Genomic DNA, 26,701 nt, shown 5'->3' with positions numbered 1-26,701 from the left:
GAGTCCCGTCGTGGGGGCCGTCACCCCCACCGCGGACGCACCGGTACGCCGTCGTGACCGATCATGGTAGGTGACGCGGTCCCACATCTGTCTAGATAGGACGACATGACCACTGGATATCCACGTTTCCCGACCATTCACGGCGACACGATCGTGTTCGTCGCCGAGGACGACCTGTGGCGGGTGCCCGCCGACGGGGGGACCGCCCACCGGTTGACGGCGGGGCTCGCCGCCGCGAGCGATCCCCGGATCTCCCCAGACGGCCGTCACGTGGCCTACACCGGTGCGGAGGAGGGACCCGCCGAGGTCTACCTCGCTCCGTCGGAGGGGGGTGAGGGCCGCCGCCTCACCTACGAGGCGGGCGGTTCCTGCAAGGTCGTCGGTTGGACACCCGACGGGTCCCACGTCCTCTACGCGAGTTCGATCACCAGCCCGACCCGCGTGGAGAGCCGGTTGCGTAAGGTCGCCGCCACCGGGGGAGACTCGGTGGAACTGCCGCTGGGCCGCGCCGGATCGATCAGCTTCGGCCCCGGCGGCGCCCGCGTCATCGGCCGCGAGTACTGGCGCGACTTCGCCCACTGGAAGCGCTACCGGGGCGGCACGGCCGGGCAACTGTGGCTCGACGCGAACGGCGACGGCGACTTCCGCAAGCTCATCAAGCTCGACGGGAATCTGACGTCACCGCAACTCATCGGCGACCGGGTCTACTTCCTGTCCGACCACGAGGGCTACGGCAACGTCTACTCCTGCGACTACTCGGGCGGTGACCTGCGCCGTCACACCGACCACGACGACTTCTACGCCCGCTCGCTCAGCGGCGACGGCAGCCGGATGGTCTACCACTGCGGCGGCGCCCTGTACCTGCTGGACCCGGCGGAGGACGGTCCGCGCCGGCTGGACGTGTACACGCCGGTGACCCGCACGCAGCGGGCCCGCAAGTTCGTCGACGCGTCCTCCTACCTGCACTCGGTGAAACCGTCGCCCGAGGGCGGCCGACTGGCGGTGACGAGCCGGGGCAAGGCCTTCAGCTTCGCCAACTGGGAGGGCCCGGTCATCCAGCACGGCGACACCGACGGCACCCGTTACCGGTTGCTGACCTGGCTCCACGGTGGGAGGCGGCTCGTCGCGGTGGCCGGCGACACCTCCCCGGAGGAGACCCTGGCGGAGTTGTCGGCCGACGAGTCCGAGCCGCAACGGCGTCACCCGCAGCTCGACCTGGGACGGGCCGTGCAACTGGTCGCGTCGCCCACCGAGGCAAGGATCGCCGTCGCCAACCACCGCAACCAGCTGCTGCTGGTGGACCTGGACGGCGAGGAACCGCGTCTGACGGTGCTCGACACCGCCCGTTACGGGCGTATCTCGGACCCGGTGTTCTCGCCGGACGGCAAGTGGCTGGCGTACGCGTGCCCGGAGATCCCCTCCGAGATCGACTCCGCTCCGGCCAACGGCATCAGGCTGGTCGAACTCGCCACCGGCGAGATCACCTCGGCCGCGGAGCGGGTGCTGTCGGACTCGTCGCCGGCCTTCGACCCGGACGGCAGGTTCCTGTACTTCATCGGCCACCGCGAGTTCAACCCGGTGTACGACTCGCTGCACTTCGACCTGGGTTTCCCCACCGGATCCCGCCCGTACGCGGTGTCGCTGCGCGCCGACACGCCGGTACCGTTCGTGCCGCAGCCGGCGCCGCTGGTCGAGTCCGGCGACGACAAGCCGGCCGAGGACAAGGCATCCGAGGACAAACCGGCCGACGCCGATTCCGGCGAGGAGGCCGCCCCGGAGGCCACCGAGGCGCCCGATCCCGACGCCTTCCGGATCGACCGGGAGGGCCTGCGCGACCGCGTCGTCCCCCTGCCGGTGCCCGACGGCGTGTACCAGCGGGTACTGGGTGTGTCCGGCAAGGTGCTGGTCCTGTCGGAGCCGGTCGCGGGGACGATCCCGTCGCATGAGTCGGATGACTCTTCGCAGGGTGTGATCGAGACCGTGGACCTGGCGACCGGGAAGGTCGAGCGGTACGCAGACGGGGTCTCGGCGATGGCGCTCAGCGCCGACGGCAAGGCGCTGCTGTACCTGACCGACGACCAGGTCCGGGTCGTCAAGGCGACGGAGAAGGCCCCCGACGGCGGTGACTTCAACCGCGAGTCCGGCTGGGTGGACCTGAGCCGCATCAAGGTGTCGGTCCGGCCGGAACTGGAGTGGCCCCAGATGTTCCGCGAGGCGTGGCGGCTGCTGGCGCAGCAGTTCTGGACCGAGGACATGTCCGGTGTGGACTGGAACGCCGTGTACGACCGGTATGCGCCGATGGTCGACCAGGTCTCCACCCGCGCCGAGCTCTCGGACCTGATCTGGGAGATGAACGGCGAACTCGGCACGTCTCACGTGTACGAGACCCCGGGAGACCCCAGGCGCGGTCCCCACTACGGACAGGGCTACCTGGGCGCGGACTTCTCGGTGGACGAGGAGGGCCGGTACCGGATCGACAGGATCCTGCGCGGCGACGTCTGGCGCCCCGACGCGACCTCGCCGCTGAACCGGCCCGGCGTGGACGTCCGGGAGGGTGACCTGGTCCTGGCGGTCAACGGGCAGCCGGTCGGCGAGGCCGGACGCGCGCCGGCGACCGTCGGGCAACGCCTGGTGAACCAGGCGGGGGAGGAGGTCCGCCTCACCGTGCGACGCGGCGACGGGCCACCGCGCCAGGTGGTCGTCAAGGCCCTCGTCGACGAGCAGGCCCTCAGGTACCGGGCGTGGGTGGACGCCAACCGCGCGGCGGTCCACGCCGCGACCGGTGGGCGTATCGGCTACGTCCACATCCCCGACATGGGGCCGCACGGCTACGCCGAGTTCCACCGCGGCTTCCTCAACGAGTACGACCGGCAGGGACTGCTCATCGACGTGCGCAACAATGGCGGCGGTCACGTGTCGTCGCTGCTGATCGAGAAGCTGGCCCGGCGGCGCCACGCCTACGACTTCTCCCGCTGGGACGCACCGACCCCGCATCCGGTGGAGAGTCCGCGCGGGCCGATGGTCGCGCTCACCAACGAACTCGCCGGTTCCGACGGTGACATCTTCAGTCACAGCTTCCGCCTGTTGGGGTTGGGGCCGCTGGTCGGTACCCGCACCTGGGGCGGAGTCATCGGCTACACCGGCCGGCCCGGCCTGTCCGACAACACGTTCCTGTCGCAGCCGGAGTTCGCGTTCCACTTCGACGACGCCAAGTGGGGGGTGGAGAACTACGGCGTCCAACCCGACGTCGAGGTCGAGTACCCGCCGCAGGCGTACGCCGCCGGGGAGGACCCGCAGTTGGCGAAGGCCGTCGAGGTGGCCCTGCAGGAGCTCGAACGGCGTCCCGGGCACCGTCCGGACCCGTCGGACCGGCCCCGGCTGTCCGCGCCGCCGCTGCCGCCCCGGCCGCAGGACCGGTCGTGAGTACCGCCGAACTGGCACACATCCGGGATGTCGCGCCGGTTCGGCGGTGCCTATGTTGTACGGGTAACGACGTTGAGAACGACAAGTGAGGCATTCCGATGAGCGACGACATGTGGATCGACTTCGACGGTGACGGCAACGAGGACGCCTTCGAGACCGAGACCCTCGAGGACGGCAGCACCGCCTACTCGCACGACGCGGACGGTGACGGTGACGTCGACTCGGTCGCCTACGACGAGGACAACGACGGCTACATCGACACCATGACGTTCGACACCGACGGTGACGGCACCATGGACACCCTCATGACCGATGTCGACGGCGACGGGTTCATGGACACGTCGGAGGAGATCACGGCGACCGATGAGACCGCCACCGACACCAGTGGTCTGGACGCCAACGGCGACCTCGTCGGTGACCCGCTGGCCGACGCCGGGTTGGGCGCACCCAACCATGAGGCGATCCAGGACTTCGTGGACCCGTTCAGCAGCCGCTGATCCCCCACCGACCGACGGCCGGGCCACCATCACGGTGGCCCGGCCGTCGGCCTCTCAAAGGGTCACAGCCGCAGTTCCGGTATCAGGGAGATCACCCCGAACGCGGCTCCGGCCGGGTCGGAGAGTCCGGCGTACGTCCCGATGCCGACGTCCCACGGCGGTTGGTGGACCGTGCCGCCCAGGCGTACACAGGTGTCGGCGGCGGCTTCGCAGTCGGCGACCTCGAAGGTCGTGCTCCAATGTGCCGTCACCGCGGCCTCGGCGGGCAGTTCGCTCATGCCGCACACGGCCCGGCCACGACTCCACCACTCCAGATAGGTCATTCCCGGGGCGGCCTCGCCGGGTCGCGCCTTCCAGTCGAAGACGGCGGCGTAGAACGTCTCGGCGGCCGTGGTGTCGGCGGTCCGCAGATCACTCCAGCACACCGCGCCGGGTTCCTCGTGCAGTTGTGCTCCGCCGTGACCGCCGGCCCGCAGGCCGAAGACGGCGCCGGCCGGGTCGGCGACCACGGCCGCCTCGTCGGATCGGCTCAGGATTCGGCCACCCGCGCCGGTGGCGGCCGTGACACTCGCGGAGAGGTCGTCGGTGGAGATGTGGGTCAGCCAGGTCGGCCGGTCGGCCCCGTCGGGACGGGCCGACGCGACGCGCAGGTCCCGGATCGTGAACCTGACGCCGGTCGCGTCGTCGGCCGCGTCCCAACCGAACAGGCCGGTGTAGAACGGCACCACGACGTCCGTGTCCACACCGGACAGTTCGGTGAGGCACGGGGTGGCGGGCGGGTATCCTCTGGTGCGCACCCGGATCCTTTCATCACAGGGGGGTTGTGCTCGACGCCGTCGCCGCGTGGCCGACGCGGAGCCCGGTGGCGGCGCGCCCGGGCGGTCACGAGACGACGGTCGGGCAAACATATGGCATCCGCAGCCGGAATGTGTGCCCGCGGCGCTCCTCACCCCTCCGACGGGCCGATCGAGTCCCATCGGGACACCGTCCGTGCCAGCGCCCGCAGGAACCCCCGCACCGCCGGGGCCGGCGCCGAGTGTGGCGAGGTGGCGGCGTGGACCTCGCGCAGCGGCGCGTCGTCGGGATGCAGCGACAACAGCGGCACGTCGCCGCGCAGGCCGCCGGCCGCCAGCGCCGGGACGAGGGTGACTCCGAGTCCCGCCGCCACGAAGCCGAGTTTCGCGGTCCACTCACGGACGATGTACTCGACGCGCGGCGCCGGGCCGTGCCGCAGGAACGCCGAGATGAGCGTCTCGCCCGGGGTGTCACTGCCGGCGATCCACGACTCACCGGCCAGCTCCGCCACCCTGACCGACCGCCGGTCCGCGAGCCGGTGTCCCGGCGGCACCGCCACCAGGATCGGTTCGTCCCACAGGTGGTGCAGCCGCACCTCCGTCAATCCCGCGATGCGGTCGCGATAACCGCCGACCACGGCGACGTCCAGCGCCCCGTCGGCCACCCGTCGCACCAGTTCCGAAGTCAACGCGTCGACGTGGGTGACGGTCACCCGTGGATGGGCGGCCCGGAACGCGGCGATCGCCTCCGGGACGAGGCGCGCCCCGGCAGTCGGGAAACACCCGATCCGTACGTGCCCGACCTCGCCGTCGCGCAACCCGGCGAGTTCCCGCCTGGCGGCCCCCAACTGGTCCAGTACGACCTCCGCCCGCGCGGCCAGCCGACGGCCCGCCTCGGTCAGGCGCACACCCCGGGGCAGGCGTTCGAACAGCGGCGTCTTCAAGTCCGACTCCAGGGCGGCGACCTGCCGCGAAACGGCCGACTGCGTGTAACCCAGTTCCCTCGCGGCGGCGGTGAACGAACCGAGCCGGGCTATCGCGGCGAACACCTTCAGCCAGTCCGTCTCCACTGCCACCTCGCGTCATGTGCTTCCGGCATGTCAGCCATGCCGGACATTCGTTGGTCGAATGCCGGGAACGACTCTAGCGTCGGTGACCACGACGAAGGGAGCGCGCATGACGCACATCGCGGTACTGGGAATGGGGCGGATGGGGCGGGCGGTCGCGAGACGGCTGTGCGAATCGGGCGCCACCGTGACGGTCTGGAACCGCACGCCGGGTCGCACCGACACCCTGGTCGCCGCCGGGGCGCGAACCCGCCCGACCCCGGCGGAGGCGGCCTCGGGCGCCGACCTCGTGATCACCATGCTGGCCGACCGGGCCGCCCTGGCCTCGGTGATCACCGGGCCGGACGGCGTGAGGGACGGCATCGACCCGCACGCGCTACTGGTGGAGATGTCCACCGTCGGCCCGGCGGCCGTCGAATGGCTCGCCGGGCGGCTCCCCGCCACGGTGCGCCTGGTCGACGCGCCCGTCATGGGAAGCGTTCACGCGGTGGCCGCCGGAGGTCTCACCCTGTTGGCGGGCGGGGAACCGGCGCCGGTGGCCGAGGTCGCCGAACGCCTGGCGGCGCTCGGGCGGGTAAGGCACTGTGGACCGTCGGGCACCGGTGCCGCGATGAAGCTGGTCGCCAACAACGCGATGCTCACCACTCTGACGGCACTGGCGGAGACGCTGGCGCTGGCGGACGTACTCGGACTCTCCGAGGAGGCGGTGACGGACCTGCTGGCGGACGGCCCGCTCGCCGGTGCGTTGCGCCGTTCCGTCGCGACGGAGGCCGACTTCCCGATCCGGCTCGCCGCCAAGGACGTCGCCCTCGGCCTGGCCGTCGTCAACCAGCCGGTCACCGCCGCGGTGCGGGACCGCCTGGTGTCGATCGGTGCGGACGAGGCCGACGTGGCCCGGATCGTTCCGCGTATCCGTGCCGCCGTCACCACCCCCTGAACGATGAAGGAGAAACCATGCAGATAACGTTCGACGACCCGCCCGGCGTGTGGCTGCCCGCCGGCCGGTACTCACAGGTGGCCAGAGTGGACGTCGGTACCGGGGCGCTCCTGTTCGTGTCCGGGCAGGTCGCGGTCGACGAGTCGGGAGAACTCGTCGGGCCGGACGACATGACGGCGCAGGCCCACGCCGTGATGCGGTCGCTGTCGACGGTCCTCGCCGCCCACGGCGGCACGCTCGCCGACGTCGTCAACATCCGCAGCTTCCTGACCGATCTGGGGCGCCTGGCGGAGTACGGCGCGGTACGCCGTGGCTATCTCGGCGACGACCTGCCGACCAGCACCACGGTGGAGGTCGGCAGGTTGTTCGTCCCCGGCGCCCTACTGGAGGTCGAGGTCGTCGCGGCGATACCGCACTGAATCGGCGGGGTGTGACATCGGCCGAAAACGGGCTTGACGCATCGTGCGCGGGGTGGGTTAGTCTCATGGCCACGGTTATGACGGAGACGAGTAGGTCTGCCGGATCACCGCGGTGAGGGGTCCACAACCCCGGAGAGAGCCGTCACACGCTGAGACGACGGACCGCGGCCCCGGACCGAAGACACTCCCGAACCGCGGGAGGAACCGGTCGTCCGCGACCGAAGTAGAACCCGCCGGCTGGCCCACGACACGGGCGTCCAACGAGGCCCGGCGCCGCCAGTGCCGGGCGAAGGTGTGGTGGCACCGCGATTCCCGATCGCCCACACCTCCGGGGTTTCGATTCGAACCGAGGAGGTGTCCACACACATGTCCCTTCACATGTCACCGCCGAGCCCCGCGGCCCTCGACCGGCCGCCCAGAGTGCTGTCGTCGGAGCTCGCCGCTCACACCGGCGGTCGGGTCACGGTCGCGGGTTGGCTGCATCGCCGCCGACTGTTGAAGTCGGTGGCGTTCGCCATCGTCCGCGACCGCGCCGGCCTGAGCCAGATCGTCGTCGCGGCGGAACCCGCGCGAGCACTACTGGAAACGCTCAGCGAGGAGAGCGTCGTCGAGGTGACCGCCACCGTCACCGCCAACGAGACCGCGCCCGGTGGCCTGGAGTTGACCGAGCCGCAGTTCACGGTGTTGTCCGAGGCGGAGCCCCCGCCGGTGGAGCTGTTCCGTCCGACGTTGCGGGCGGGCCTGCCGGTACTGCTCGACAACGCGCCCGTGACGCTGCGGCACCCGCGCCGGAAGGCGGCGTTCAGACTGGCCGCCGCGGCGGTCGCCGGGTTCCGTGCGGTCCTGTCTGCCGAGGGCTTCACCGAGGTGCATACGCCCAGAATCGTCGGTTCGGCGACCGAGTCGGGGGCGAACGTGTTCGCGCTGGACTACTTCGGCCGGCCCGCCTTCCTGGCGCAGAGCCCGCAGTTCTACAAGCAGACGCTCGTGGGGGTGTTCGAGCGGGTCTTCGAGGTCGGTCCGGTGTTCCGGGCCGAACCGCACGACACCGTCCGGCATCTGGCGCAGTACACCTCGCTGGACGTGGAGTTCGGGTTCATCGAGTCGTACCGCGACGTGGCGGCCGTGCTGGTCGAGGTGGTCGCGGGGATGCTCGGCGCGGTCGCCGAGAGCGGCGCCTTCCATGAACTGGGTATATCGATGCCGAGGCTTCCGGAGGAAGTGCCGCACATCCACTTCGCCGACGCCATGGAGATGCTCGGGCGTGAACTCGGCGAGGACCTGACCGGCGAGGACGACCTCAGTCCCGCACACGAACGCCGGTTGGGGGAGTGGGCGCTGCGGGAGCACGGCAGCGACTTCCTGGTCGTCTCGGGTTATCCGATGCGGAAGCGGCCGTTCTACACCGCGCCCGAACCGGGTCGCCCCGGCTACAGCGACTCCTTCGACCTGCTGTTCCGGGGAACCGAGATGGTCACCGGCGGCCGGAGGCTGCACCGGTACGAGGACTACGTCGCGGCCCTGGCGGCCCGGGGTGAGGGCACCGAGCCGTACGAGTCGTACCTGTCGGTGTTCCGGCACGGCATGCCGCCGCACGGTGGCTTCGCGATCGGCCTGGAGCGGTTCACCGCCCAGCTGACCGGCGCGGCCAACGTGCGCGAGGTGACGCTGTTCCCGCGCGACCTGCACCGGCTGACCCCGTAAACCCGGCCCGCTTGGTCCCCGCCGGATGGACGACACACCGCACGAAGTGCCCGAAATGGGCGCAAATGTGTCGTATGTCCGTTCCCGGCGGGGACCAAGCGCGACCCGGCGAGGACCAAGCGGAAGGGGGAGGGGTCAGGGGGTTTCGAGGATCTCGGGCAACCGGGCCTCCACGATCGGCATGACCTCGGCCACCGTCACCGGCCGGCCCAGCTCCCGGCTGAGCGAGGTGACACCGGCGTCGGTGATGGCGCACGGGGCGATCCGGTCGTAGTACGTCATGTCGCAGTCGCAGTTGAGCGCGAACCCGTGCATGGTGACCGCCCAGCGCACCCGTACTCCGAGGGCGGCGATCTTCCTTTCGGGGCCGCGGTCGTCGGCGGCGAGCCACACGCCGGTCCGGTCGGGCACCTGGATGGTGTCGATGCCGAACTCGGCGCACACGCCCATCAGCATGCGTTCCACACGCCGCACGTACTTGACCACGTCGATCGGCTTGCTGAGCTTCACGATCGGATAGCCGACGATCTGTCCGGGGCCGTGCCACGTGATCTGGCCGCCACGGTCCACCTCCACCACCGGGGTGCCGTCCTGAGGCAGCGCCCACGCCTCGGTGCGGCGTCCGGCGGTGTAGACGCTGGGGTGCTCCAGGAGCAGTACGGTGTCGTCGATGTGATCGTCGATGCGTTGCTGTTGCAGCCGCTTCTGCTGCTCCCATGCCTCCTGGTATTCGACCAGGCCGGGCTTGTGGATGCTCAGCGGGCGGCGGGAAGCCGTAGTCGTCACGGATATCAGCCTAATCCGGTTCGGGGCGTGTGGGCGGTTCGGCGAGGGTGGAGCCGGTCACGGTGGCCGTGGCGGGTCGGGCACAATGTGCCGAGCGTTCCACGCACCGGATCCGGGCGCCGGGTCGATATCGAATGGATATTGACATGTGGCTATCGGATCGGCCGGTTGGCGTAGAGTCGCACTGGCGTGAAACCGCGTCTACCCCCCTGCCGTCGCGTCCCCCGGCACAGAAAGGCCCCACATCGTGCTTCTGAGGCGGAAACTGGCTTCGCTTGCGTCCTTCGCGGCCGTCATGCTGGTGGCTTCGGCCTGCCAGGCGGCCAGCTCGGTCGACCCGACCGACGTGCCCAGCGACTACGTCATGGAGATGGCCGACGAGGCCGACATGCCGGAGGAGATCCTGGAGATCCGGGAGCGGGGACGGCTGGTGATCGGTGCGCGGTTCGACCAGCCGCTCACCGGTATGCGCGACGACGCCACCGGCCGCATCGAGGGTTTCGACGCCGAGATCGGCCGCATCCTGGCGCAGCGCATCTTCGGTTACGTGGCGGAGGGGGAGAACCTCGACTTCATCGAGACCGTCGCGGGCAACCGGGAGACGTACCTCCAGGAGGGGGTCGCCGACATGGTGGTGGCGACCTACACCATCACCGACGAGCGCAAGGAGCTCGTGGACTTCGCCGGTCCCTACTACGAGGCCGGGCAGTCGATCATGACGTTGCGGGGCGAGGAGATCTCGGACGTCGACGACCTGGCGGGGCGGCGGGTCTGCGCGGCGACCGGATCGACCTCGGCGGCGACGATCGAGCAGTTGGCGCCTCAGGCGGACTTGAGTCCGATGCGCGACTACTCCAGTTGCGTGGAGGCGCTTCGCAGTGGCACCGTCGACGCGGTCAGCACCGACAACGTGATCCTGTACGGATTCTCCAAGCAGTGGCCGGAGGAGTTCTCGGTCTCGGAGAACCTGTTCACCTCCGAGCCCTACGGAATCGGGCTGCCGCACGGTTCTCCGGAGCTCCGCGAGTTCGTCAACGCCACCCTGGAGGAGGCGTACAGCAACGGCGACTGGAACCGGGCGTTCTCCCGGACCCTGGAGACGGCCGGTGCGCCCGCACCGGAGGAGCACCCCAAGATCGTGCGTTACTGACCGACGGTTCCGCCGCCGGCGCGGGCACCGGGGGACGGGAACATCCCCCACGCGACCGCGCCGGTGACGACGACGGCGGTCACGAACAGCCACCCTCCGACGCCACGGGACGCGAGTGCGAAGCCCAGGCCGGCGAACGACGCGATCACCGTGGTGGCCCATCTGGCGGCCCGCCAGGGGCGGATGGGTCTGCTGGATCGCAATGGTTGTCGCATATCCGACACAACGACCGAGTCGTCGTCCGGCCACGGGATGTCACGAAAGTGGCGCGGTCGCCACGGGTTTCTCCGCCCGATCGGGTTGCGCGTAAACGATTCCTTCTGAAGCGACGAATGGGAATATGCGTACTCGCCTGTGGTCGGCCGTGACCATCTGGCACGACTGATCGTTGCGCCTTGCAGACGGTCGGTGTAAATACGATGGCGTGCCCAGGAAACAGGGTTGGCAGTTCGATCGGTCGCGCCGGGTGCACCGCCCCTCCGGGCGGAACGCGTCGACCGGTACATCTCAATATCCGCGAGGCCGCCTCGGCCTCAACTCCAATAGAGACGGTGGGGTCGACATGGAGTGGTCTGATCAGCCGATAGGGCGGCGCGTCGCGTATTGGCGACAACGTCGCGGCATGTCCCAACAGGTGTTCGCCGACGCGATAGGAAAGTCCAAGAGCTGGGTCGACAAGGTCGAACGTGGGGTTCGCCGGCTCGACAAGTTCTCCGTCCTCAACGAGATAGCCGACGCGCTGTCCATCGACACCCAGCAGTTGATGGGCCGCGACGTGCAGCGCCGCAACGACCACGCCAACTGCATCGACCAGGTGGAGGTCGACAACATCAGGGCGTCGCTGGAGAGGTACGAACGGCTGGGCAAGTACCTGGGCGCGGCGCCCATCGAGACGCCCCCGCTCCCGGAACTGCGCAAGGCCGTGAACCACGCCTGGTACGCCTACGAGAAGGCCAACTACCCGGCCCTCGCCCGCACCCTGATCGACCTGCTCAAGGCCGCTCCGGTGGCCGAGGAACAGGCCCGGGGCGACGCCCGCGCCGAGGCGGCCGGGCTGCTCACGCAGGTGTACCAGATAGCGTCCACCGTGTTGCGCAAACTCGGAGAGTCGCAACTGGCGTGGCTCGCCGCCGACCGCGCGATCGGGGCCGCGCAACGATGCGACGATCCGCTCCTGATCGGTATCGCCACGACCCGGGTCGCCAACGCCCTGCGGTCACTGGGCCGGTTCGAGGCGGCACTCGACCTCAACGTGCAGGTCGCGCACGGCATCCTCACCGAACTGGGTGTGGAGGCCAAGAACAACCGGGCGGCCTTGAGCGTGTACGGCGCCCTGCTGCTCCAGGGCGCGATGGCGGCGTCCCTGACCGGAGACGCCGCCACCACCAGGGATCTACTGGACTCGGCGCAACAGGCGGCCGAACAGGTCGGCGACGGCGCCAACTACTACTGGACGTCCTTCGGGCCGACGAACGTGGAACTGCACCGCGCGGCCGCCTACGTGGAACTGGGCGAGGGCCGCATGGCGCTCCAGGTGCACCAGCGCATCCCCGACCACGCGTTGGCCGCGCTGGTGCCCGAACGGCGCGCCCATCACTTCCTCGACCTGGCGCGGGGCTGCGCCCAGATCGGCGACCTGGAACGGGCCGGCCGCGCACTGTTGGCCGCCGACCAGGCCGCCACCAGCGAGATACGGTGCCGACCGTTGGCACACGACATCCTGACCGACGTCCTGCGTCGCGGAAACGGGACGAAGACGCCGCTGCCGGTGCGGCAACTGGCCGATCGGATGGGTATCACCGCATGAGTCCCGGACCCGCCGCATCGGACCGGCCGGTGCTCCAGGTCGTCGTGTGCGGTTCACCGCTGGCGCGTGACATCGACCGGATGTTGCGCCCGGCGGTGGCCGAGGACTGGGACGTGTGGGTGGTCGCCACCCCGTACGGCACCAGGTTCTTCGACGTGGACGCCGCCGCGCGGACGACCGGCAATCCGGTCCACAGCAGTTACCGGCACCCGGCCGACCCGGTGGACGTGCCCTACGCAGACGTCATGGCGGTCGTCCCGGCGACGGTCAACACCGTCAACAAGTGGGCGGCGGGTATCGGTGACACGCTCGCGTTGGGCCTGTTGACGGAGGCGCTGGGCCGGGACTGCCCGATCGTGGCCGTCCCGTACAGCAACCGGGCGCACACCGCGCACCCGGCGTTCCGGAACAGCCTGGACCTGTTGCGCTCCTGTGGTGTCACGGTCCTGTTCGGGGACGACTTCCATCCGCTGCATCCGCCGGGGGAGGGCGGCCCGTCCCGGGACGCGTTCCCGTGGCGGCGGGTGTGGCACACGGTCCGGGATCTGCGTCCAGTACGCTCGCGCCGGTGAGTGCCACGATCGGACGGATCATCGCCGCCCTCGACGAGCTCTACCCCCGTGAGTGGGCGGCAGACTGGGACCGGGTGGGGCCGGTGTGCGGCCGTCCCGAGCGACGGGTGGACCGGGTCCTGTTCTCCGTCGACTGTGTCCCGGCGACGGTGCGGGAGGCGGAGGAGGTGGGCGCCGGCATGATCGTCACCCATCACCCGCTGCTGTTGCGCGGAGTGTCCAGTCTGGACCCGACCGGCTACAAGGGCGACGTGGTGCACCGGCTGATCGAGAACGGGACGGGCCTGTACACCGCCCACACCAACGCCGACGTCGCCTCGCCCGGCGTGTCGGACGCCTTGGCGACCGCCCTGGGGCTTTCCGGCCTGCGGCCGTTGTCACCGGTGGACGACGGGCCGCGCGGCATCGGACGGATCGGCGAGCTCGCCACGACCGTGTCCCTCGCCGACTTCACCGCCCGGGTGGCCTCGGCGCTGCCCGCGACGACCTGGGGTGTGCGTGCCTCGGGCGACCCCGACCGCCCCGTACGGACCGTGGCGGTGTCGGGAGGCGCCGGCGACGGGTACCTCGCCGACGCCGCTCGTGCCGGTGTGGACGCGTTCGTCACCGCCGACCTGCGGCATCACGTCGCCGGGGAGTTCGCCGAGACCGGTGGCCCGGCGTTGATCGACGCCGCGCACTGGGCGACGGAGTGGCCGTGGCTCGACTTGGTGGCGGCCCAGGTGCGCGCCGCGTGCGACGTCGATACCGTGGTGAGTGACCACAACACCGACCCGTGGACCGTTCACCGCGCGTCCCGGGTATGACAACTCCACACCGAGGAGAGCGCGTGCACGCCGATCCGGCCGACCAACGCCGCCTGTTGGACCTCCAGCAGGCCGACACGGCACTGACCCAGCTGACCCATCGCCGCACTCACCTGCCGGAGGAGGCCGTGATCACGGAACTCACCGGCCTGGTCAACACCACCACCGACAACCAGGCCCGGTTCGAGGCCGCCGCCTCCGATCTCGATCGGGACATCGCCCGGGTGGAACGCGAGATCGAACAGGTCCGCAACCGCGCCGACCGTGACCGCGCCCGGCAGGACTCCGGGGCCGCCGGCGCCAAGGAACTGACGAGCCTGGCCCACGAACTGGAGACGCTGGCCCGCCGCCAGTCCGAATTGGAGGATCAGCAGCTCGAACTCATGGAACGCCGGGAGGCCGTGGCCGAACAGGAGGCCGCCGAGGGGAAGCTGCTCGCCGAACGCCGCGCCGAGCTCGCCGAGGTCACCGCCGCCCGTGACGCCGCCGCGGCCTCCATCGACGCGGAGGCCGCCGCGCAGCGTGCCGCCCGTGACGCCATCGCGGCCGACATCCCCGCCGACCTCGTCGCGTTGTACGAGAAGATCCGCAAGACCAAACCGATCGCGGCGGCGATGCTGAGGCAGCGGCGTTGCGAGTCGTGCCGGATCGAGCAGTCCGGTGCCGAACTGGCCGAGCTGCGCAGTGCGGCGCCGTCGGACGTGATGCGGTGCGACAACTGCCGGGCGATCCTGGTGCGGACGGGGGAGTCGGGTCTGTGAGCCGGATCGGCAAGGTCGTCATCGAGGCGGACGGCGGATCCCGGGGCAATCCGGGGCCGGCCGGGTACGGGGCCGTCGTCCTGGACGCCGACGGGCAGGAGTTGCTGGACCGGTCGGGGTTCCTGGGCGTCACCACGAACAACGTGGCCGAGTACCGGGGCCTCATCGCGGGACTGGCGGCGGCGCGGGAACTGGGTGCCGTCCACGCCGAGGTCCGGATGGACTCCCGGCTGGTGGTGGAGCAGATGAGCGGTAACTGGAAGGTGCGGCACCCCGGGTTGAAGCCGCTCGCCGCCGAGGCGCTCGCCCTGGTCGGCGAGTTCGAGTCGGTGAGCTTTCACTGGGTGCCGCGCGCCGAGAACCTGCGCGCCGACGCCCTGGCCAACCAGGCCATGGACGACGGGCGCTGATTCGGGCGGCGGCGGTCAGGTCGGCCGGGCGCTCGGTCCCGAGCCCGGGATCCTCCGGTCGACCTCCGCGAAGGCGCGGTCGTCGATCAGGTCGTAGGCCAGGGTTCCCAGCCAGACGATCACGGTCGCGAACACCCAGGTGAAGAAGCCCTCGATCTGGATGCCCCGTGACAGGATGTCGGTCACCAGCAGCGCCAGCCAGGTCGTGACCAGGCCGGCCGCCCACGTGCCCAGCCGGTTGAACCTGCCGAGCAGTGCCTTGACGGCCATGGTCGCGACGGTGAATACGACCACCGCCAGGACGAACAGCCAGAACGATCCGATCTCGAACCTCGGCAGCACCAAGGCGGCGATCGCGAGTGCGACGGCGTTGGCGACGAGCGCCAGCGCGGTTCTTATCAGCCATTTTCGGTTCATGACTCGACCATGGCACTTAAGATCCCGTGGGGTGCCGCAATCCGTGATCCGGTGATGGCAGTGGGTGATGAGCCTCCCGGTTCATTCGTGACCGTGGAGGCGCGTGTAGTCGGATATCTCCCGGCGCAGCGCGGCCTTGACCGCATCGGGGGCGAACGACGCGTCCACCGCGGCCGTCGCCAGCGCGGCCACCCCGGTCTCGTCGAGGCCCAGCAGTTCGGCGGCGATCGCGTACTCGGCGTTGAGGCTCGTGCCGAACATCGGCGGGTCGTCACTGTTGATCGACACCGGGACCCCAGCCTCGACCAGGATCCGCAGCGGGTGCGCGTCCAACGCGGCGACGGCGCGGGTGGCGATGTTCGAGGTGGGGCACACCTCCAGCGGGATGCCCTCCGCGGCCAGGTGCGCCATCAGCCGGGGATCGGTGGCGGCGCTGGTGCCGTGCCCGATCCGTTCGGCCTTGAGGTGGTGGAGCGCGTCCCATACCGTCTCGGGACCGGTCGTCTCGCCCGCGTGCGGGACGCTGTGGAGGCCGGCGGCCACCGCCTGCGCGAAGTGCGGCGCGAACTGCGGCCGGGGGACGCCGATCTCGGGGCCGCCCAGACCGAAGGCGATCAGCCCGTCCGGCCGGTGCTTCAACGCCAGTTCCAGGGTCAGGTCGGCGGCGGGGATGCCCGCCTCCCCGGGGATGTCGAAGCACCAGCGCAACACCACGCCCAGGTCCCGTTCGGCGTCGCGCCGCGCGGACTCGATCGCGGCCATGAACTCCTCCGCCGGGATACCGCGCGTGACCGAGCTGTACGGGGTGACGGTCAGCTCCGCGTACCGGATCTGCTGCGCGGCCATGTCCCGGGCGACCTCGTAGGTGAGCATCGCGACGTCGTCGGCGCTGCGGACCAGATCCATGACCGACAGGTACAGCTCGATGAAGTGCGCGAAGTCGCGGAACGTGAAGTACTCGGCGAGCGCCTCGGGATCGGCGGGGACCCGGCCGTCGGGATGCCGTGCCGCCAGTTCCGACACGATCCGCAGCGAGGCCGAGCCCACGTGATGGACGTGCAGCTCCGCCTTCGGGAGTCCGGCGATGAAAGCGGGCAGGTCGGACACGGGAGGCTCCTACGACGACGCGGACACGGGGTCACATCATAGAGGCCGGTCTCCCCACGTCCGCCGTCCTGCCGCGCAGTGGCCGCGCCGACCGGAGCCGGCGCGGTGTGAGCCCGGTGCGCACGTGAGCCGGCCGGGACGCCGATGCGGCGTCCCGGCCGGAGGGACGGGTTCTTCTGTCATCGGGTTTCGGGCGCGCGGTCACGTGAAGACGGAGACTCCACCGGGTCCGACCAGCAGGCCCACGACGATGAGGACGATGCCCCACAGCAGGCTGCCGCGAACGATCGCGACGATGCCGGAGATCACCAGGATGACCGCGAGTATCCAGAGTATGAATTCCATGATGGTGTAGTACCCCTCCCCGACGTCTCTCACACCTGTCGTGGAACAGCAGGTCAACGGGGTAGTGCAGTCCCGGGAACGACACATCGGGTCCCGCCCGGAGGCGGAACCCGATGTGGACTGGACGTCGGTGTACCGAGCGTGGCCGGTGTGGACACCCGGCGTGGCGGCTACAGCGGGATGTTCCCGTGGGCGCCGCGCGCCGCCGGAGCTGCGGCCAGGGCCACGGCCAACCGGTGGCGGGTCTGCTTGGGGTCGATCACCTCGTCGACCACGCCGATCTCGCTGGCCAGGCCGACGCCGCCGGCTTCGGCCTCCTGCTTGGCGATGAACGTCTGACGCAGCGCCTCGCGCTCCTCCTCGGGAGCGGCGGCCAGCTGCTTGCGGTAGAGGACGTTGACGGCGGCGGACGCGCCCATGACGGCGAGCTGCGCGTCGGGCCACGCGAAGACGGCCGTGGCGCCCAGCGCCCGCGAGTTCATGGCGATGTAGGCCCCGCCGTACGACTTGCGGGTGACGAGGGTGACCCGCGGGACCACCGACTCGGCGAACGCGTGCAGCAGCTTCGCGCCGCGCCGCACCACGCCGTCCCACTCCTGTCCCAGACCGGGCAGGTAGCCGGGCACGTCGACCAGGACCACCAGCGGGACACCGAGCGCGTCACACATGCGCACGAACCGGGCGGCCTTCTCGGCGCTCTCGGAGTTGAGGCAACCGCCCAGTCGCAGCGGGTTGTTCGCGATGACACCGATCGTGCGGCCCGCGAACCGGCCCAGCACCGTCACGATGTTGGCGGCCCACTTCGCGTGCAGTTCCACCGGGGACTCGACGTCGTCACCCGAGTCCAGCAGCCGCTTCACCAGCGGCTTCACGTTGTACGCCCGGTTGGGCTGGTCGGGAAGCAGTTCACCGAGGTCGCCCTCGTCCACCGCGTCGGCGGGTTGGACGTGTCCCTGCCGTCCCAGCAGCGAGGTGAGGTCCCGGGCGGTCGCCAGCGCCGTGGCGTCGTCCTTGGTCGTGACGTGGGCGACGCCGGACTTGCGGCCGTGCACGTCGGGCCCACCCAGCGACTCCATGTCGGAGTGTTCGCCGGTGACGCTCTTGACCACCTCGGGGCCGGTGACGAAGATCCGCCCGGTCGCGGACATGATCACGATGTCGGTCAGCGCGGGTCCGTAGGCGGCGCCGCCGGCGGCCGGGCCGAGCACCACCGAGATCTGCGGGACGCGGCCGGAGGCGCGGACCATCGCGGCGAACACCTGGCCGACGGCGTGCAGTGCCACCACGCCCTCGGGGAGCCGGGCTCCACCGGAGTGCCAGATCCCGACCACGGGGATGCGTTCGGCCACGGCGGTGTCGATGGCCGAGACGATGTGCGCGCAGCCGTCGGTGCCCATCGCCCCTCCCATCTTGCGGGCGTCGGAGCAGTAGGCGATCGCGGGAGTCCCCCCGATGTCGCCTCGCGCCGTCACCACGCCGGAGTCGTCGTCGTGGGCGACGAGCTGGAGGGTGCCCGCGTCGAACAGCGCGGTCAACCGGGGAAGCGGATCCCTTACGTCGACGGTCACCGGGGTGGCCGGCGTGGTGGCGATGGACACTGTAGACCTCCTAGAGGGCCTGGGTTGCGCGAGTGGTGTGCGCACCGGGCGACCGGTGCGCACACGGCGTCAAGACTTCGTGAAGACCAGCGAGACGTTGTGGCCGCCGAATCCGAACGAGTTGTTCATCGCGGCGGTCAGTTCGGCCTTGCGGGCCGTGTGTGCCGCCACGTCGAGGTTGAGCGCGTCGTCGGGCTCGTCGAGGTTGATGGTGGGAGGGATGACGCCCTCGTACAGCGCCATGATCACCGCGATGGACTCCACGGCGCCGGCCGCGCCCAGCAGGTGTCCGGTCATGGACTTGGTGCTGGTGAGCACGGGGTGTGTGCCGACGGCCTCGGAGATGCCCCGGACCTCGCCCATGTCGCCCACGGGGGTGGAGGTGGCGTGGGCGTTGACGTGTCCGATGTCGGTCGCGGCCACGTCGGCGAGTCGCATCGCCATCCGCATGGCCCGGATCCCGCCGTCGGGATCGGGCTGCACGATGTCGAAGGCGTCGGAGGTCATCCCGGCACCGGCGAGCCGGGCGTAGACCCGGGCGCCGCGCGCGGCGGCGTGGTCGGCCCGTTCCAGTACCACGGCACCGGCGCCCTCACCGAGGACGAAACCGTCGCGGTTGCGGTCCCACGGCCGTGACGCCCTGGTGGGGTCGTCGTTGCGGGTGGACATCGCCTTCATGGAGGCGAAACCGGCGATCGGCAGCGGGTGCACCACGGCCTCGGCGCCTCCGGCCACGACCACGTCGGCACGACCCGACTTGATCATGTCCAGACCCCAGGCCAGGGCCTCGGAACTGGTCGCGCACGCGCTGGTGGGGGCGTGGACGCCGGCCTTGGCGCCCAGTTCCAGCCCGACCCAGGCGGCCGGGCCGTTGGGCATGAGCATCGGCACGGTGTGCGGTGACACCCGCCGCGGCCCCTTCTCTTCGAGGATGTCGTCCTGTTCCAGCAGGGTGATGGCGCCGCCGATACCGCTGCCGAAGCAGACGCCGAGGCGTTCGGGGTCGAGGGCGGCGTCGGCCATCCCGGCGTCCGCGAACGCCTCGGTGGCCGCGATGAGGGCGATCTGCTCGCTGCGGTCGAGCCGCCGCTGCCGTACGCGGGGGATCTTCTCGCCGGGGTCGACCGCGAGCTGCGCGGCGATGCGCACCGGAAGTTCGGCGGCCCACTCCTGGGTCAGCGCGCCGACCCCCGAGACGCCGTCGAGCAGGGCACGCCAGGTCGACGGGACGTCTCCGCCAAGCGGGGTGGTCGCACCGAGCCCGGTCACGACAACGTCGGTCATTTGTGCTCCTAGACAGTCGTTCGGTCAATGGCGGGCGGTCGACCGTGCCGGGGCCGCCGGTCCAGGCAGTGGTGGCTGCCTGGCGTCGACGGCGCGCCGGAGGACGCGGCGGACCGCCCGGGGCGGGTCAGCCCTGGGCCTTCTCGATGTAGGAGACGGCGTCGCCGACGGTCTTCAGCGACTGGACGTCGTCGTCGGGGATCTTGACGCCGAAGCGCTCCTCGGCGGCGACGACGACCTCGACCATGGACAGCGAGTCCACGTCCAGTTCCTCGGTGAAGCTCTTGTCCTCGGTCGCCTCCTTCGGGTCCACCCCGGCGACCTCTTCGAGGATCTCGCTCAGTCCTTCGACGATCTCTTCGCGCGTGTTCTTGACGGTGCTCATTCGGTTTCCCTTCGATGTGTGGTGTTGTGGTGTCGACGTGTCACGGACAGCGGATGACCTGACCGGCGTAGGTGAGGCCGCCGCCGAAGCCGAACAGCAGCACCGGGTCGCCGGACGCGATCCGTCCCGACTCGGCGAGCTTCGACAGTGCCAACGGCACCGACGCGGCCGACGTGTTGCCGGACTCGACGACGTCGCTGGCGATGATGGCGTTCGGGGCGTCGAGCTTCTTGGCGATGCCCTCGATGATGCGCAGGTTCGCCTGGTGGGCCACGAACGCGGTGATGTCGGCCATGTCCACCCCGGCGCGTTCGGCGGCCTTGCGGGCCAGTGGGGCCAGCGTCGTGATGGCCCACCGGAAGACCGTCTGGCCCTCCTGCGCGATGTAGGGATGCGACGCCTCGATCCGCACCGCGTCGCTCATCTTGGGGACCGATCCCCACACGACGGGCCCCACCTCGGGGGTCTCGCCGTCGGCGACGCCGGTGATGACGGCGGCCCCGGCTCCGTCGCCGAACAGGACGCAGGTGGAGCGGTCGGTCCAGTCGGTGAAGTCCGACAGCTTCTCGACGCCGATCACGATGGCGCTGGTGGCCGCGTCGGCGCGGATGGCGTGGTCGGCGGTCGCCAGGGCGTGGGAGAAGCCCGAGCAGGCGGTGTTGACGTCGTAGGCGCCGGGAGCCTCGATGCCCAGCCGGTCGGCGACCCGGCACGCGATGTTCGGTACCCGGTCGATGGCGCTGCAGGTCGCCACGACGACCAGGTCGATGTCGGCGGCGGTGCGTCCCGAGGCGGCCAGCGCGCGTTCGGCGGCGGCGGTCGCCATGTCGGCGACGGACTCCTTCTCGGCGATCCGGCGTTCCCGGATGCCGACACGGGACTGGATCCACTCGTCGTTGGTGTCGACCATCTTCGCGAGGTCGTCGTTGGTGAGGACCTTGTCCGGCTGGTAGTGGCCCAGTCCGATGACGCGGGTTCCGGTGGTCATGAAGCGCCTCCCGTGTTGACCCGCGCGATCAGGTCGGCCGCAGCGGCCAGGTCGTCGGGCGTGTTGACCTTGAGGATTTCGATGCCTTTGAGTTGACGCTTGGCCAGGCCCGCGAGGGTGCCGGCCGGTGGCAGCTCGACGACGGCGGTGACGCCGCGGTCGGCCATCGTCTGCATGCACGCGTCCCACCGCACCGGCGCGGTCACCTGGGCGACGAGGCGGTCGAGCGCCTGGCGTCCGGAGGTCATCGGCTGTCCGTCGGCGTTGGACAGCCAGGTGCGGGCCGGGTCGGCGACGTCCAGTCCGGCGGCGTGCGCGGACAGTGCCTCCCGGGCGGGGGTCATGAACGGCGTGTGGAACGCGCCGGCGACCGACAGCGGGATGAGTTTGGCCTTGGCGGGCGGTTGCGCCGCCAGTTTCTCCAGTGACTCGGTGGTGCCCGCCGCCACGATCTGTCCGGCACCGTTGCGGTTGGCCGGATACGCGCCGGCGGCCTCGATCGCGGCGAGTACCTCGTCGGGGTCGCCGCCCAGGACCGCCGACATCCCCGTCGGGGCGAGGGCGCACGCGGCGGCCATCTCACGGCCCCGCACCGCCGCGAGTGTCACGGCCGCCTCCGGTGTCAGGACGCCGGCCATGGCGGCGGCGGCCAGCTCACCGACCGAGTGCCCGGCGACGACGTCGACCCGGTCCACGGGCAGGTGTTCGGCCGCCAGCAACGCGGCGGCGACCAACAGCGGCTGGGTACGGGCGGTGTCGGTGATCTCCGCCTGATCGGCGTCGGTGCCGAGATGGACGAGGTCCACCCCGCACAGCTCCGACCAGGCGGCGAGCCGGTCGCGGGCACCTGGCAGGTCGAGCCATGGCGTCAGGAAACCGGGTTTCTGGGCACCCTGCCCGGGTGAGAGAACGGCAAGCACGACTACGACTCTCGCCCATGTGACCTCGAATTCCGCATAGCGCCACTGACGATATCTCATGAAAAATTTTGGAGGGTTCCTCCAAAGACCGGGTCTAGCTGGCCTAACGGATCACATCGGACGCCGGGTCGAGCCGCCCTATGGCCAACGCCACACGCAAGGTGAACGCCTCGTGCGGGTCGAACGGCGAGAAACCGGTGACCTCCGCCACCCGCCGCATCCGGTACCGGATCGTGTTCGGGTGCACGAACAGCGCCCTGGCCGTGCCCTCCAACACGCCGCCGGTGGCGATGAAGTTGTCCACTGTAGCCAACAGTGCGCCGCCGGCGCGTTCCAACGCGCCGAACACGTCGATCCGCAGTATCCGCCGCGCGTCGGTGTCACCGGCCAGCGCCCGTTCCGCCAGGAGCTGACCCGCCGACACCGGCCGGGGCGCGTCCGGCCACGCCCCGGCGGCACGGTACCCCGACATCGCCGCCCGCGCCGACGCCCCCGCTTCGGACAGGCTGGCCGTCACAGGCCCCACCACCACCGGTCCGTCACCGAACTGGCCCGTCAGGTGCCCGGCGACCTCCAGCGGCTCCGGAGCGCCCCCCAACACCAGGATCAACCTGTCGTCGTGCACCCCGGCCAACACGTCCACACCCATCCGCCGCGTCGCCCGATGGATCCCGTGCAGGATCGCGGCGGCCTCACCACCGGGGGAGCGGCCCACCGTCACCGACACCGGCGTGGCGTCACCCCACCCCAGGGCGGCCGCCCGCCCGGCCAGTTCGTCACCGTCGTCCCCGCGCAACAGCCCGTCCACCAACAACGCCTGGAGCCGGGCGTCCCACGCGCCCCGCGACTCGGCCGCCCGCGCGTACACCCGCGCCGCAGCGAACGCCACCTCACGGGAGAACCGCATCACGGCGGTCGCCAGCTCGGCCTCCTCACCCGGCTCCGCCAACTGCGGCACCTGCTCCTCGACGACCTCGATCATCACCCGGACCAGCGCCACGGTGTGCTGCAGACTGATCGACCTGGCCAGCTCGACCGGTGCGGCGTCGAACACCTCGTCGCTCACCGCCGGATTCCGGCCCTCACCGCGCAGCCAGTTCACGAACGAACCGACCCCCGCCTGCGCCACCAGCATCACCATCGAGCGCTGGTCGGCGGGCAACTCCCGAAACCAGGAGAGTTCCTCGTCCATACGCGCCACGCTCTGCGTCGCCAGAGCACCGGCGGCGCGCTCAATCCGTTGAATCGTCGCGGCCAGTTCCATCGGGATAGGGTTCCACGCCCGCTGCGGCACCCACACGGCGGCTCAGGCGTCGTCGAGGCCCCGCCGCAGCTCCTCCGCCACCGCGTCGTCGGCGCTGACCCAGACCCGCCCGATCTGCCGAAGCGTGTCCGCCAGCTCCGTCAACTGCCGGTCTGCGCCGCGGTACGTCTCCACGTCACGGTCCAGCATGTCCCTCACCCGGGGCTGGAAGTCGACACCCGCCAGACCGAAGGCCGACACCGTGAAGTGCTCGCGCGCGGCCGTCATACCGGAGTCGGCGGCGGCCCGCCAGCAGTCCGCGGAGTCGCTGAGCGCCGCCGTCAGGCTCGCCATCGCCCGTGTGTCGAGCCACACCTGTGAGTGCGTCGGGTGCCATTCCTCGGCCATGTCCTCCGAGGGCGAGGGAAGACGCAGACCGTTCGCCGTGGCGGTCAACCCCGGGGCCGGCTCGGCCGCCGACACCAGGAGCGAACCCGCCTGGTGTGAATCCGCGCGGAGCGCCACCAGCGACTCGGCGAGCTGATCGACGTACTCGGCGAACTCCTCCACGATCCCGATCACCGAGATCGCCGCCTGCACCCTGTCCGGGCCCGCCGCCGAGACCGCGAAGGTCACCTCGTCGGCGCTGCGGTCGACCCGGCGCAGCAGCCGCTCCCACAGCAACGTCATCGACACGTTGAACGCCTTCACCGCCGCGGCGGTGTCCAACACCGCCTGATGCAGGTGGGACACGGCCTCGGTCAGCCTCGGCATGTACCGGGTGAACGCCTCGCTCCCGCCGCCCTGCCAGGACTGGCTCACGTCGGGATGGGCGCTCTCCAGGTCGGCGATCACGTCGGCCAACTCCACGGCGACCCCGGTCTCCAGGATCCCCGCACCGGCCTCCAACGACTCCGGCCTGCCGGGAACCTCGCCCAGCACCTTGTACGCGTACATCAACGTCTCGGTCACCTCGTCGGTGACGTCCCCGGCGCGCCGCCACAACCGGGTCGCCACCGGGCGCAGGTCGTCGGGCAGTTCCGCCAGCACCGCTTCCATCTGGAGGGTCACGCCGATCTCCTCTGCCCGCCGGACGACACCGGCTCACCGAAACACCGTGCCACGGTGTCGGCGGCCGTCTCCGGATTCTCCCGCCACCCCGCAACCGTGTCGTCACCCAGTCGCAGACCACCGTACGCGTGCTGGTGCAGCGCGTCGACGGCACGATCGGCGGCCCGGAACGCCGCGGTGAAGTGGGCACCCAGCTCGTCGTCGCCCAGCCGCAACGCGCCGCGCCGGCACGTCACCTCGTCCACCTCGCCGAAACCGGTGTAGACGACCTTGACGACCCCCTGCGGGGAGGTCGCGGTGACCTTCGCCTTACGCAGCCGTTGGGCCATCTCCCGGTAGTCGCGTCGGGCACCGTCGTCGGGGGTGGAGTCCATCCGGTTCACCTTCCTGCCGGATCGGCGCGGTGCGGCGCCGTCGGGCGGGCGCCGCGCGCGATGGTGCGCGCCTTGGTCCGGGCCTCGACCACCGCTTCGCACAACCGCGCTTCGTCGACTTCGTTGTACCGGGTGCTGTCAACCGTGATCCGGTGCACCTTGCCGCTGCCCAGGCACTCCACCTCGGCCAGGCCGTCCTCGCTGGTCGAACGGTAGACCTTCTCCTTGGCGGCCTCCACCGTCGCACGCAACCGCGCCCCCGCGGTGGACATGCGTTCCCGTGCTCCCCGCAGCATCGCCAGGTCGTCCTCCAACGCCCGCAGCTTCGCGGCGTAACCGGCGTCGGAGTCGACGTGTGTGTCGTCGATCGTGCTCATGAGCTCCCGTAAAGTCGCGCGGCGGACCGAACGGTCACCACGCCCACGCCTCCGGGCCGACGCCGACGGGCGGGAAGATCTCGTCCAGTCGGCGGGCCGTCTCGTCGTCGATCCGGATGTCGAGTGACCTGCGGATCCCGTCGAGTTGCGCGACGGTGCGGGGACCGATGATCGGTGCGGTCACTGTCGGTTGAGCGAGAAGCCACGCCGTCGCGAGTTCGCCGGGTGCCTGCCCGCGCCGCCGACAGAAGTCCTCCCACGACTGTAGTTGATGACGGTGAACGTCGATCGTCTTCAAGGTGCCGGGCGAACCGGTACGTCCGGTGGTACCGGATTCCCGCTTCGCCAACGCCCCCGACAACGCGCCTCCGGCCAGCGGAGACCACGGCAACACGCCCAGGCCGTAGTGTTCGGCGGCGGGTAGCACCTCCGACTCCACCCGCCGGTTGAGGAGGTTGTAGATGCACTGTTCGCTGACCAGTCCGAGGCTGTTGCGGCGGTCGGCGGCCTCCTGGGCGGCGGCGATGTGCCAGCCTGCGAAGTTGCTGGAACCCACGTACAGCACCTTGCCCTGCGCCACCAACATGTCCATCGCCTGCCACACCTCGGCCCACGGCGCCGACCGGTCCACGTGATGCATCTGGTACAGATCGATCCGATCCGTCCGCAACCGCCGCAACGACGCCTCACATCCCGCCACGATGTGCCGCGCCGACAGACCACGGTCGTTCACACCGTCACCCATGACGCCGTACACCTTGGTCGCCAGCACGACCCGGTCGCGGCGGGACGGGTCTGCGGCGAACCAGTTCCCGATGATCCGTTCGGTGACTCCCTCACCGCGCCTGCGCCCGTAGGTGTCTGCGGTGTCGAAGAAGTCGATCCCCAGGTCACGCGCCCGGTCCATGATCGCGTGGCTGCCGGCCTCGTCGGTGTTCGGGCCGAAGTGCATGGTGCCCAGGCACAACCGCGACACCCGCAACGCCGTCCGGCCCAGATTCGTGTACTCCATCCGGCGATCCTCGCACCACACCCGTGCCCGCGCGTGCCGTCCACGGCATCCCGGCTCGACGTGGCTCGGCCGCCCGGGGCGCCGCGACGCGGCAGAAGGGGCCGCGAGCGACGTCCTCACCGACCACCGGCGGCACGCCACCGTTTCCGGCGGGTGACTACAGCCGGCCCGGCTCCTCCTGCGGCGCGGGCGCCGTGGCCTCCATCCGCCGTGACTTGACCACCGGGCACGGCCACGGCACCGGCGCCCCGTCCTGCGGTGGGCATCGACGGCACCACCTGCCGTAGATCACGTCCGGGAAATGCGGCGTCGTGTCCTCAACGGGCTCTGGCACCGTCGGCCTCCATTCCGAGTCCCCACAACCTCGGGCGGCGGTGTCCCGGCGTCACCGGTGCGGCCGTCCTGGAAGCACCATATGCACGCCGGAGGCGTCGATCGGGTGAACAC

The 26,701-nt window shown here is 70.6% G+C and carries 26 protein-coding genes and 2 pseudogenes; 11 read left to right on the top strand and 17 right to left on the bottom strand.

The genetic code is table 11. The features are described 5' to 3' along the window. The first annotated feature begins 105 nt into the window (after window positions 1-105). Both LX16_RS22920 and LX16_RS27285 read left to right on the top strand, forming a co-directional pair. The gene (locus tag LX16_RS22920) at window positions 106-3,423 is read left to right on the top strand and encodes a S41 family peptidase (RefSeq protein WP_147143153.1); all 3,318 of its coding nucleotides are present in this window, start codon (window positions 106-108) and stop codon (window positions 3,421-3,423) included. A 98-nt stretch (window positions 3,424-3,521) separates the two neighbouring features. Beyond that, window positions 3,522-3,920, top strand: a complete 399-nt coding sequence (locus LX16_RS27285) for a hypothetical protein (RefSeq protein ID WP_211354718.1) — start codon at window positions 3,522-3,524, stop codon at window positions 3,918-3,920. A 62-nt stretch (window positions 3,921-3,982) separates the two neighbouring features. Here LX16_RS27285 and LX16_RS22910 read toward each other — a convergent pair whose 3' ends face one another. Together LX16_RS22910 and LX16_RS22905 are read right to left on the bottom strand one after the other, a co-directional pair. Continuing rightward, the gene (locus LX16_RS22910; protein ID WP_147143150.1) at window positions 3,983-4,717 is read right to left on the bottom strand and encodes a VOC family protein; all 735 of its coding nucleotides are present in this window, start codon (window positions 4,715-4,717) and stop codon (window positions 3,983-3,985) included. A gap of 149 nt (window positions 4,718-4,866) precedes the next feature. Continuing rightward, window positions 4,867-5,790 (bottom strand): LysR family transcriptional regulator, encoded by a 924-nt coding sequence (locus LX16_RS22905; protein ID WP_211354717.1) that lies wholly within the window; start codon window positions 5,788-5,790, stop codon window positions 4,867-4,869. A 100-nt stretch (window positions 5,791-5,890) separates the two neighbouring features. Here LX16_RS22905 and LX16_RS22900 point away from each other — a divergent pair, with 100 nt between their 5' ends. From LX16_RS22900 to aspS, 3 genes are all read left to right on the top strand, one after another. Continuing rightward, window positions 5,891-6,718, top strand: a complete 828-nt coding sequence (locus tag LX16_RS22900) for an NAD(P)-dependent oxidoreductase (protein ID WP_158645702.1) — start codon at window positions 5,891-5,893, stop codon at window positions 6,716-6,718. Between the two features lie 17 nt (window positions 6,719-6,735). After that, window positions 6,736-7,137 carry a RidA family protein gene (locus LX16_RS22895; protein ID WP_147143140.1) on the top strand — a complete coding sequence of 134 codons (402 nt, stop codon included), beginning with the start codon at window positions 6,736-6,738 and terminating at the stop codon, window positions 7,135-7,137. A gap of 366 nt (window positions 7,138-7,503) precedes the next feature. Beyond that, a complete protein-coding gene (aspS, locus tag LX16_RS22890) occupies window positions 7,504-8,841 on the top strand; it encodes an aspartate--tRNA(Asn) ligase (RefSeq protein ID WP_147143137.1) in 1,338 nt (445 codons plus the stop codon). Between the two features lie 135 nt (window positions 8,842-8,976). Here aspS and lipB read toward each other — a convergent pair whose 3' ends face one another. Further along, window positions 8,977-9,627, bottom strand: coding sequence for a lipoyl(octanoyl) transferase LipB (gene lipB / locus LX16_RS22885; protein WP_147143134.1), 651 nt, complete (start codon window positions 9,625-9,627; stop codon window positions 8,977-8,979). A gap of 247 nt (window positions 9,628-9,874) precedes the next feature. On the opposite strand from lipB, the gene LX16_RS22880 reads away from it, so the two are divergent. After that, complete coding sequence (locus tag LX16_RS22880; RefSeq protein WP_147143131.1) at window positions 9,875-10,777, top strand: glutamate ABC transporter substrate-binding protein; 903 nt, start codon at window positions 9,875-9,877, stop codon at window positions 10,775-10,777. Here the strand turns inward: LX16_RS22880 and LX16_RS22875 are convergent. Next, window positions 10,771-10,980, bottom strand: coding sequence for a hypothetical protein (locus LX16_RS22875; protein ID WP_147143128.1), 210 nt, complete (start codon window positions 10,978-10,980; stop codon window positions 10,771-10,773). The genes LX16_RS22880 and LX16_RS22875 overlap by 7 nt on opposite strands. Window positions 10,981-11,339: 359 nt before the next feature. Between LX16_RS22875 and LX16_RS22870 the strand changes: the two genes are divergently transcribed. The 5 genes and pseudogenes from LX16_RS22870 to LX16_RS22850 form a co-directional block, all read left to right on the top strand. Further along, window positions 11,340-12,584 carry a helix-turn-helix domain-containing protein gene (locus tag LX16_RS22870; RefSeq protein WP_147143125.1) on the top strand — a complete coding sequence of 415 codons (1,245 nt, stop codon included), beginning with the start codon at window positions 11,340-11,342 and terminating at the stop codon, window positions 12,582-12,584. Beyond that, entirely contained in the window at window positions 12,581-13,156 is a 576-nt protein-coding gene (locus tag LX16_RS22865; RefSeq protein WP_147143123.1) for a flavoprotein, read from the top strand. The genes LX16_RS22870 and LX16_RS22865 overlap by 4 nt, the downstream gene beginning before the upstream one ends. Then, window positions 13,153-13,962 (top strand): Nif3-like dinuclear metal center hexameric protein, encoded by an 810-nt coding sequence (locus LX16_RS22860; protein WP_244615950.1) that lies wholly within the window; start codon window positions 13,153-13,155, stop codon window positions 13,960-13,962. Before LX16_RS22865 ends, LX16_RS22860 begins: the two co-directional genes overlap by 4 nt. 23 nt (window positions 13,963-13,985) lie before the next feature. Further along, entirely contained in the window at window positions 13,986-14,723 is a 738-nt protein-coding gene (locus tag LX16_RS22855; RefSeq protein ID WP_147143120.1) for a zinc ribbon domain-containing protein, read from the top strand. 5 nt (window positions 14,724-14,728) lie between these two features. Next, window positions 14,729-15,121, top strand: a pseudogene (locus LX16_RS22850) (reverse transcriptase-like protein); the annotation flags it as partial. 27 nt (window positions 15,122-15,148) lie between these two features. On the opposite strand, the gene LX16_RS22845 reads toward LX16_RS22850, so the two are convergent. The 13 genes and pseudogenes from LX16_RS22845 to LX16_RS22790 form a co-directional block, all read right to left on the bottom strand. Further along, window positions 15,149-15,550 carry a phage holin family protein gene (locus tag LX16_RS22845; protein WP_147143115.1) on the bottom strand — a complete coding sequence of 134 codons (402 nt, stop codon included), beginning with the start codon at window positions 15,548-15,550 and terminating at the stop codon, window positions 15,149-15,151. 81 nt (window positions 15,551-15,631) lie between these two features. Next, complete coding sequence (locus tag LX16_RS22840; RefSeq protein ID WP_147143112.1) at window positions 15,632-16,657, bottom strand: adenosine deaminase; 1,026 nt, start codon at window positions 16,655-16,657, stop codon at window positions 15,632-15,634. A gap of 201 nt (window positions 16,658-16,858) precedes the next feature. Further along, complete coding sequence (locus LX16_RS26945; protein WP_170283886.1) at window positions 16,859-17,002, bottom strand: GPGG-motif small membrane protein; 144 nt, start codon at window positions 17,000-17,002, stop codon at window positions 16,859-16,861. A gap of 170 nt (window positions 17,003-17,172) precedes the next feature. Next, window positions 17,173-18,594 (bottom strand): carboxyl transferase domain-containing protein, encoded by a 1,422-nt coding sequence (locus LX16_RS22835; protein WP_147143609.1) that lies wholly within the window; start codon window positions 18,592-18,594, stop codon window positions 17,173-17,175. A gap of 75 nt (window positions 18,595-18,669) precedes the next feature. Then, the gene (fabF, locus tag LX16_RS22830; RefSeq protein WP_147143109.1) at window positions 18,670-19,884 is read right to left on the bottom strand and encodes a beta-ketoacyl-ACP synthase II; all 1,215 of its coding nucleotides are present in this window, start codon (window positions 19,882-19,884) and stop codon (window positions 18,670-18,672) included. 127 nt (window positions 19,885-20,011) lie between these two features. Continuing rightward, window positions 20,012-20,269, bottom strand: coding sequence for an acyl carrier protein (locus tag LX16_RS22825; RefSeq protein ID WP_147143106.1), 258 nt, complete (start codon window positions 20,267-20,269; stop codon window positions 20,012-20,014). A 40-nt stretch (window positions 20,270-20,309) separates the two neighbouring features. Further along, entirely contained in the window at window positions 20,310-21,257 is a 948-nt protein-coding gene (locus LX16_RS22820) for a beta-ketoacyl-ACP synthase III (protein ID WP_147143103.1), read from the bottom strand. 20 nt (window positions 21,258-21,277) lie between these two features. After that, window positions 21,278-22,177: pseudogene (locus tag LX16_RS22815) on the bottom strand (ACP S-malonyltransferase); the annotation flags it as partial. A 103-nt stretch (window positions 22,178-22,280) separates the two neighbouring features. Beyond that, window positions 22,281-23,441 carry a PucR family transcriptional regulator gene (locus tag LX16_RS22810; RefSeq protein ID WP_147143097.1) on the bottom strand — a complete coding sequence of 387 codons (1,161 nt, stop codon included), beginning with the start codon at window positions 23,439-23,441 and terminating at the stop codon, window positions 22,281-22,283. Between the two features lie 42 nt (window positions 23,442-23,483). Further along, window positions 23,484-24,491 carry a WXG100 family type VII secretion target gene (locus tag LX16_RS22805; protein WP_147143094.1) on the bottom strand — a complete coding sequence of 336 codons (1,008 nt, stop codon included), beginning with the start codon at window positions 24,489-24,491 and terminating at the stop codon, window positions 23,484-23,486. Then, complete coding sequence (locus tag LX16_RS22800; RefSeq protein ID WP_147143091.1) at window positions 24,488-24,865, bottom strand: YbaB/EbfC family nucleoid-associated protein; 378 nt, start codon at window positions 24,863-24,865, stop codon at window positions 24,488-24,490. Before LX16_RS22800 ends, LX16_RS22805 begins: the two co-directional genes overlap by 4 nt. A 5-nt stretch (window positions 24,866-24,870) precedes the next feature. Further along, window positions 24,871-25,242, bottom strand: a complete 372-nt coding sequence (locus LX16_RS22795; RefSeq protein ID WP_147143088.1) for a hypothetical protein — start codon at window positions 25,240-25,242, stop codon at window positions 24,871-24,873. 34 nt (window positions 25,243-25,276) lie between these two features. Further along, on the bottom strand, window positions 25,277-26,254 hold the full coding sequence (locus tag LX16_RS22790; RefSeq protein ID WP_147143083.1) for an aldo/keto reductase: 978 nt from the start codon (window positions 26,252-26,254) through the stop codon (window positions 25,277-25,279). Between the last annotated feature and the right edge of the window lie 447 nt (window positions 26,255-26,701).

Origin of the sequence: Stackebrandtia albiflava (assembly GCF_007994225.1) — a bacterium.
Lineage (GTDB): Bacteria > Actinomycetota > Actinomycetes > Mycobacteriales > Micromonosporaceae > Stackebrandtia > Stackebrandtia albiflava.
This window is presented reverse-complemented; position numbering and strand designations above follow the sequence as displayed.

What these genes read in the sequence shown, in the direction of transcription:
- LX16_RS22900 (WP_158645702.1), top strand. Translation starts at nt 5,891, where the DNA reads ATGACGCACATCGCGGTACTGGGAATGGGGCGGATGGGGCGGGCGGTC.
- LX16_RS22920 (WP_147143153.1), top strand. Translation starts at nt 106, where the DNA reads ATGACCACTGGATATCCACGTTTCCCGACCATTCACGGCGACACGATC.
- LX16_RS22795 (WP_147143088.1), bottom strand. Translation starts at nt 25,242, where the DNA reads ATGAGCACGATCGACGACACACACGTCGACTCCGACGCCGGTTACGCC.
- aspS (WP_147143137.1), top strand. Translation starts at nt 7,504, where the DNA reads ATGTCCCTTCACATGTCACCGCCGAGCCCCGCGGCCCTCGACCGGCCG.
- LX16_RS22810 (WP_147143097.1), bottom strand. Translation starts at nt 23,441, where the DNA reads ATGGAACTGGCCGCGACGATTCAACGGATTGAGCGCGCCGCCGGTGCT.
- LX16_RS22800 (WP_147143091.1), bottom strand. Translation starts at nt 24,865, where the DNA reads ATGGACTCCACCCCCGACGACGGTGCCCGACGCGACTACCGGGAGATG.
- LX16_RS22865 (WP_147143123.1), top strand. Translation starts at nt 12,581, where the DNA reads ATGAGTCCCGGACCCGCCGCATCGGACCGGCCGGTGCTCCAGGTCGTC.
- LX16_RS27285 (WP_211354718.1), top strand. Translation starts at nt 3,522, where the DNA reads ATGAGCGACGACATGTGGATCGACTTCGACGGTGACGGCAACGAGGAC.
- LX16_RS22870 (WP_147143125.1), top strand. Translation starts at nt 11,340, where the DNA reads ATGGAGTGGTCTGATCAGCCGATAGGGCGGCGCGTCGCGTATTGGCGA.
- LX16_RS22825 (WP_147143106.1), bottom strand. Translation starts at nt 20,269, where the DNA reads ATGAGCACCGTCAAGAACACGCGCGAAGAGATCGTCGAAGGACTGAGC.
- LX16_RS22820 (WP_147143103.1), bottom strand. Translation starts at nt 21,257, where the DNA reads ATGACCACCGGAACCCGCGTCATCGGACTGGGCCACTACCAGCCGGAC.
- LX16_RS26945 (WP_170283886.1), bottom strand. Translation starts at nt 17,002, where the DNA reads ATGGAATTCATACTCTGGATACTCGCGGTCATCCTGGTGATCTCCGGC.
- LX16_RS22895 (WP_147143140.1), top strand. Translation starts at nt 6,736, where the DNA reads ATGCAGATAACGTTCGACGACCCGCCCGGCGTGTGGCTGCCCGCCGGC.
- LX16_RS22845 (WP_147143115.1), bottom strand. Translation starts at nt 15,550, where the DNA reads ATGAACCGAAAATGGCTGATAAGAACCGCGCTGGCGCTCGTCGCCAAC.
- fabF (WP_147143109.1), bottom strand. Translation starts at nt 19,884, where the DNA reads ATGACCGACGTTGTCGTGACCGGGCTCGGTGCGACCACCCCGCTTGGC.
- LX16_RS22790 (WP_147143083.1), bottom strand. Translation starts at nt 26,254, where the DNA reads ATGGAGTACACGAATCTGGGCCGGACGGCGTTGCGGGTGTCGCGGTTG.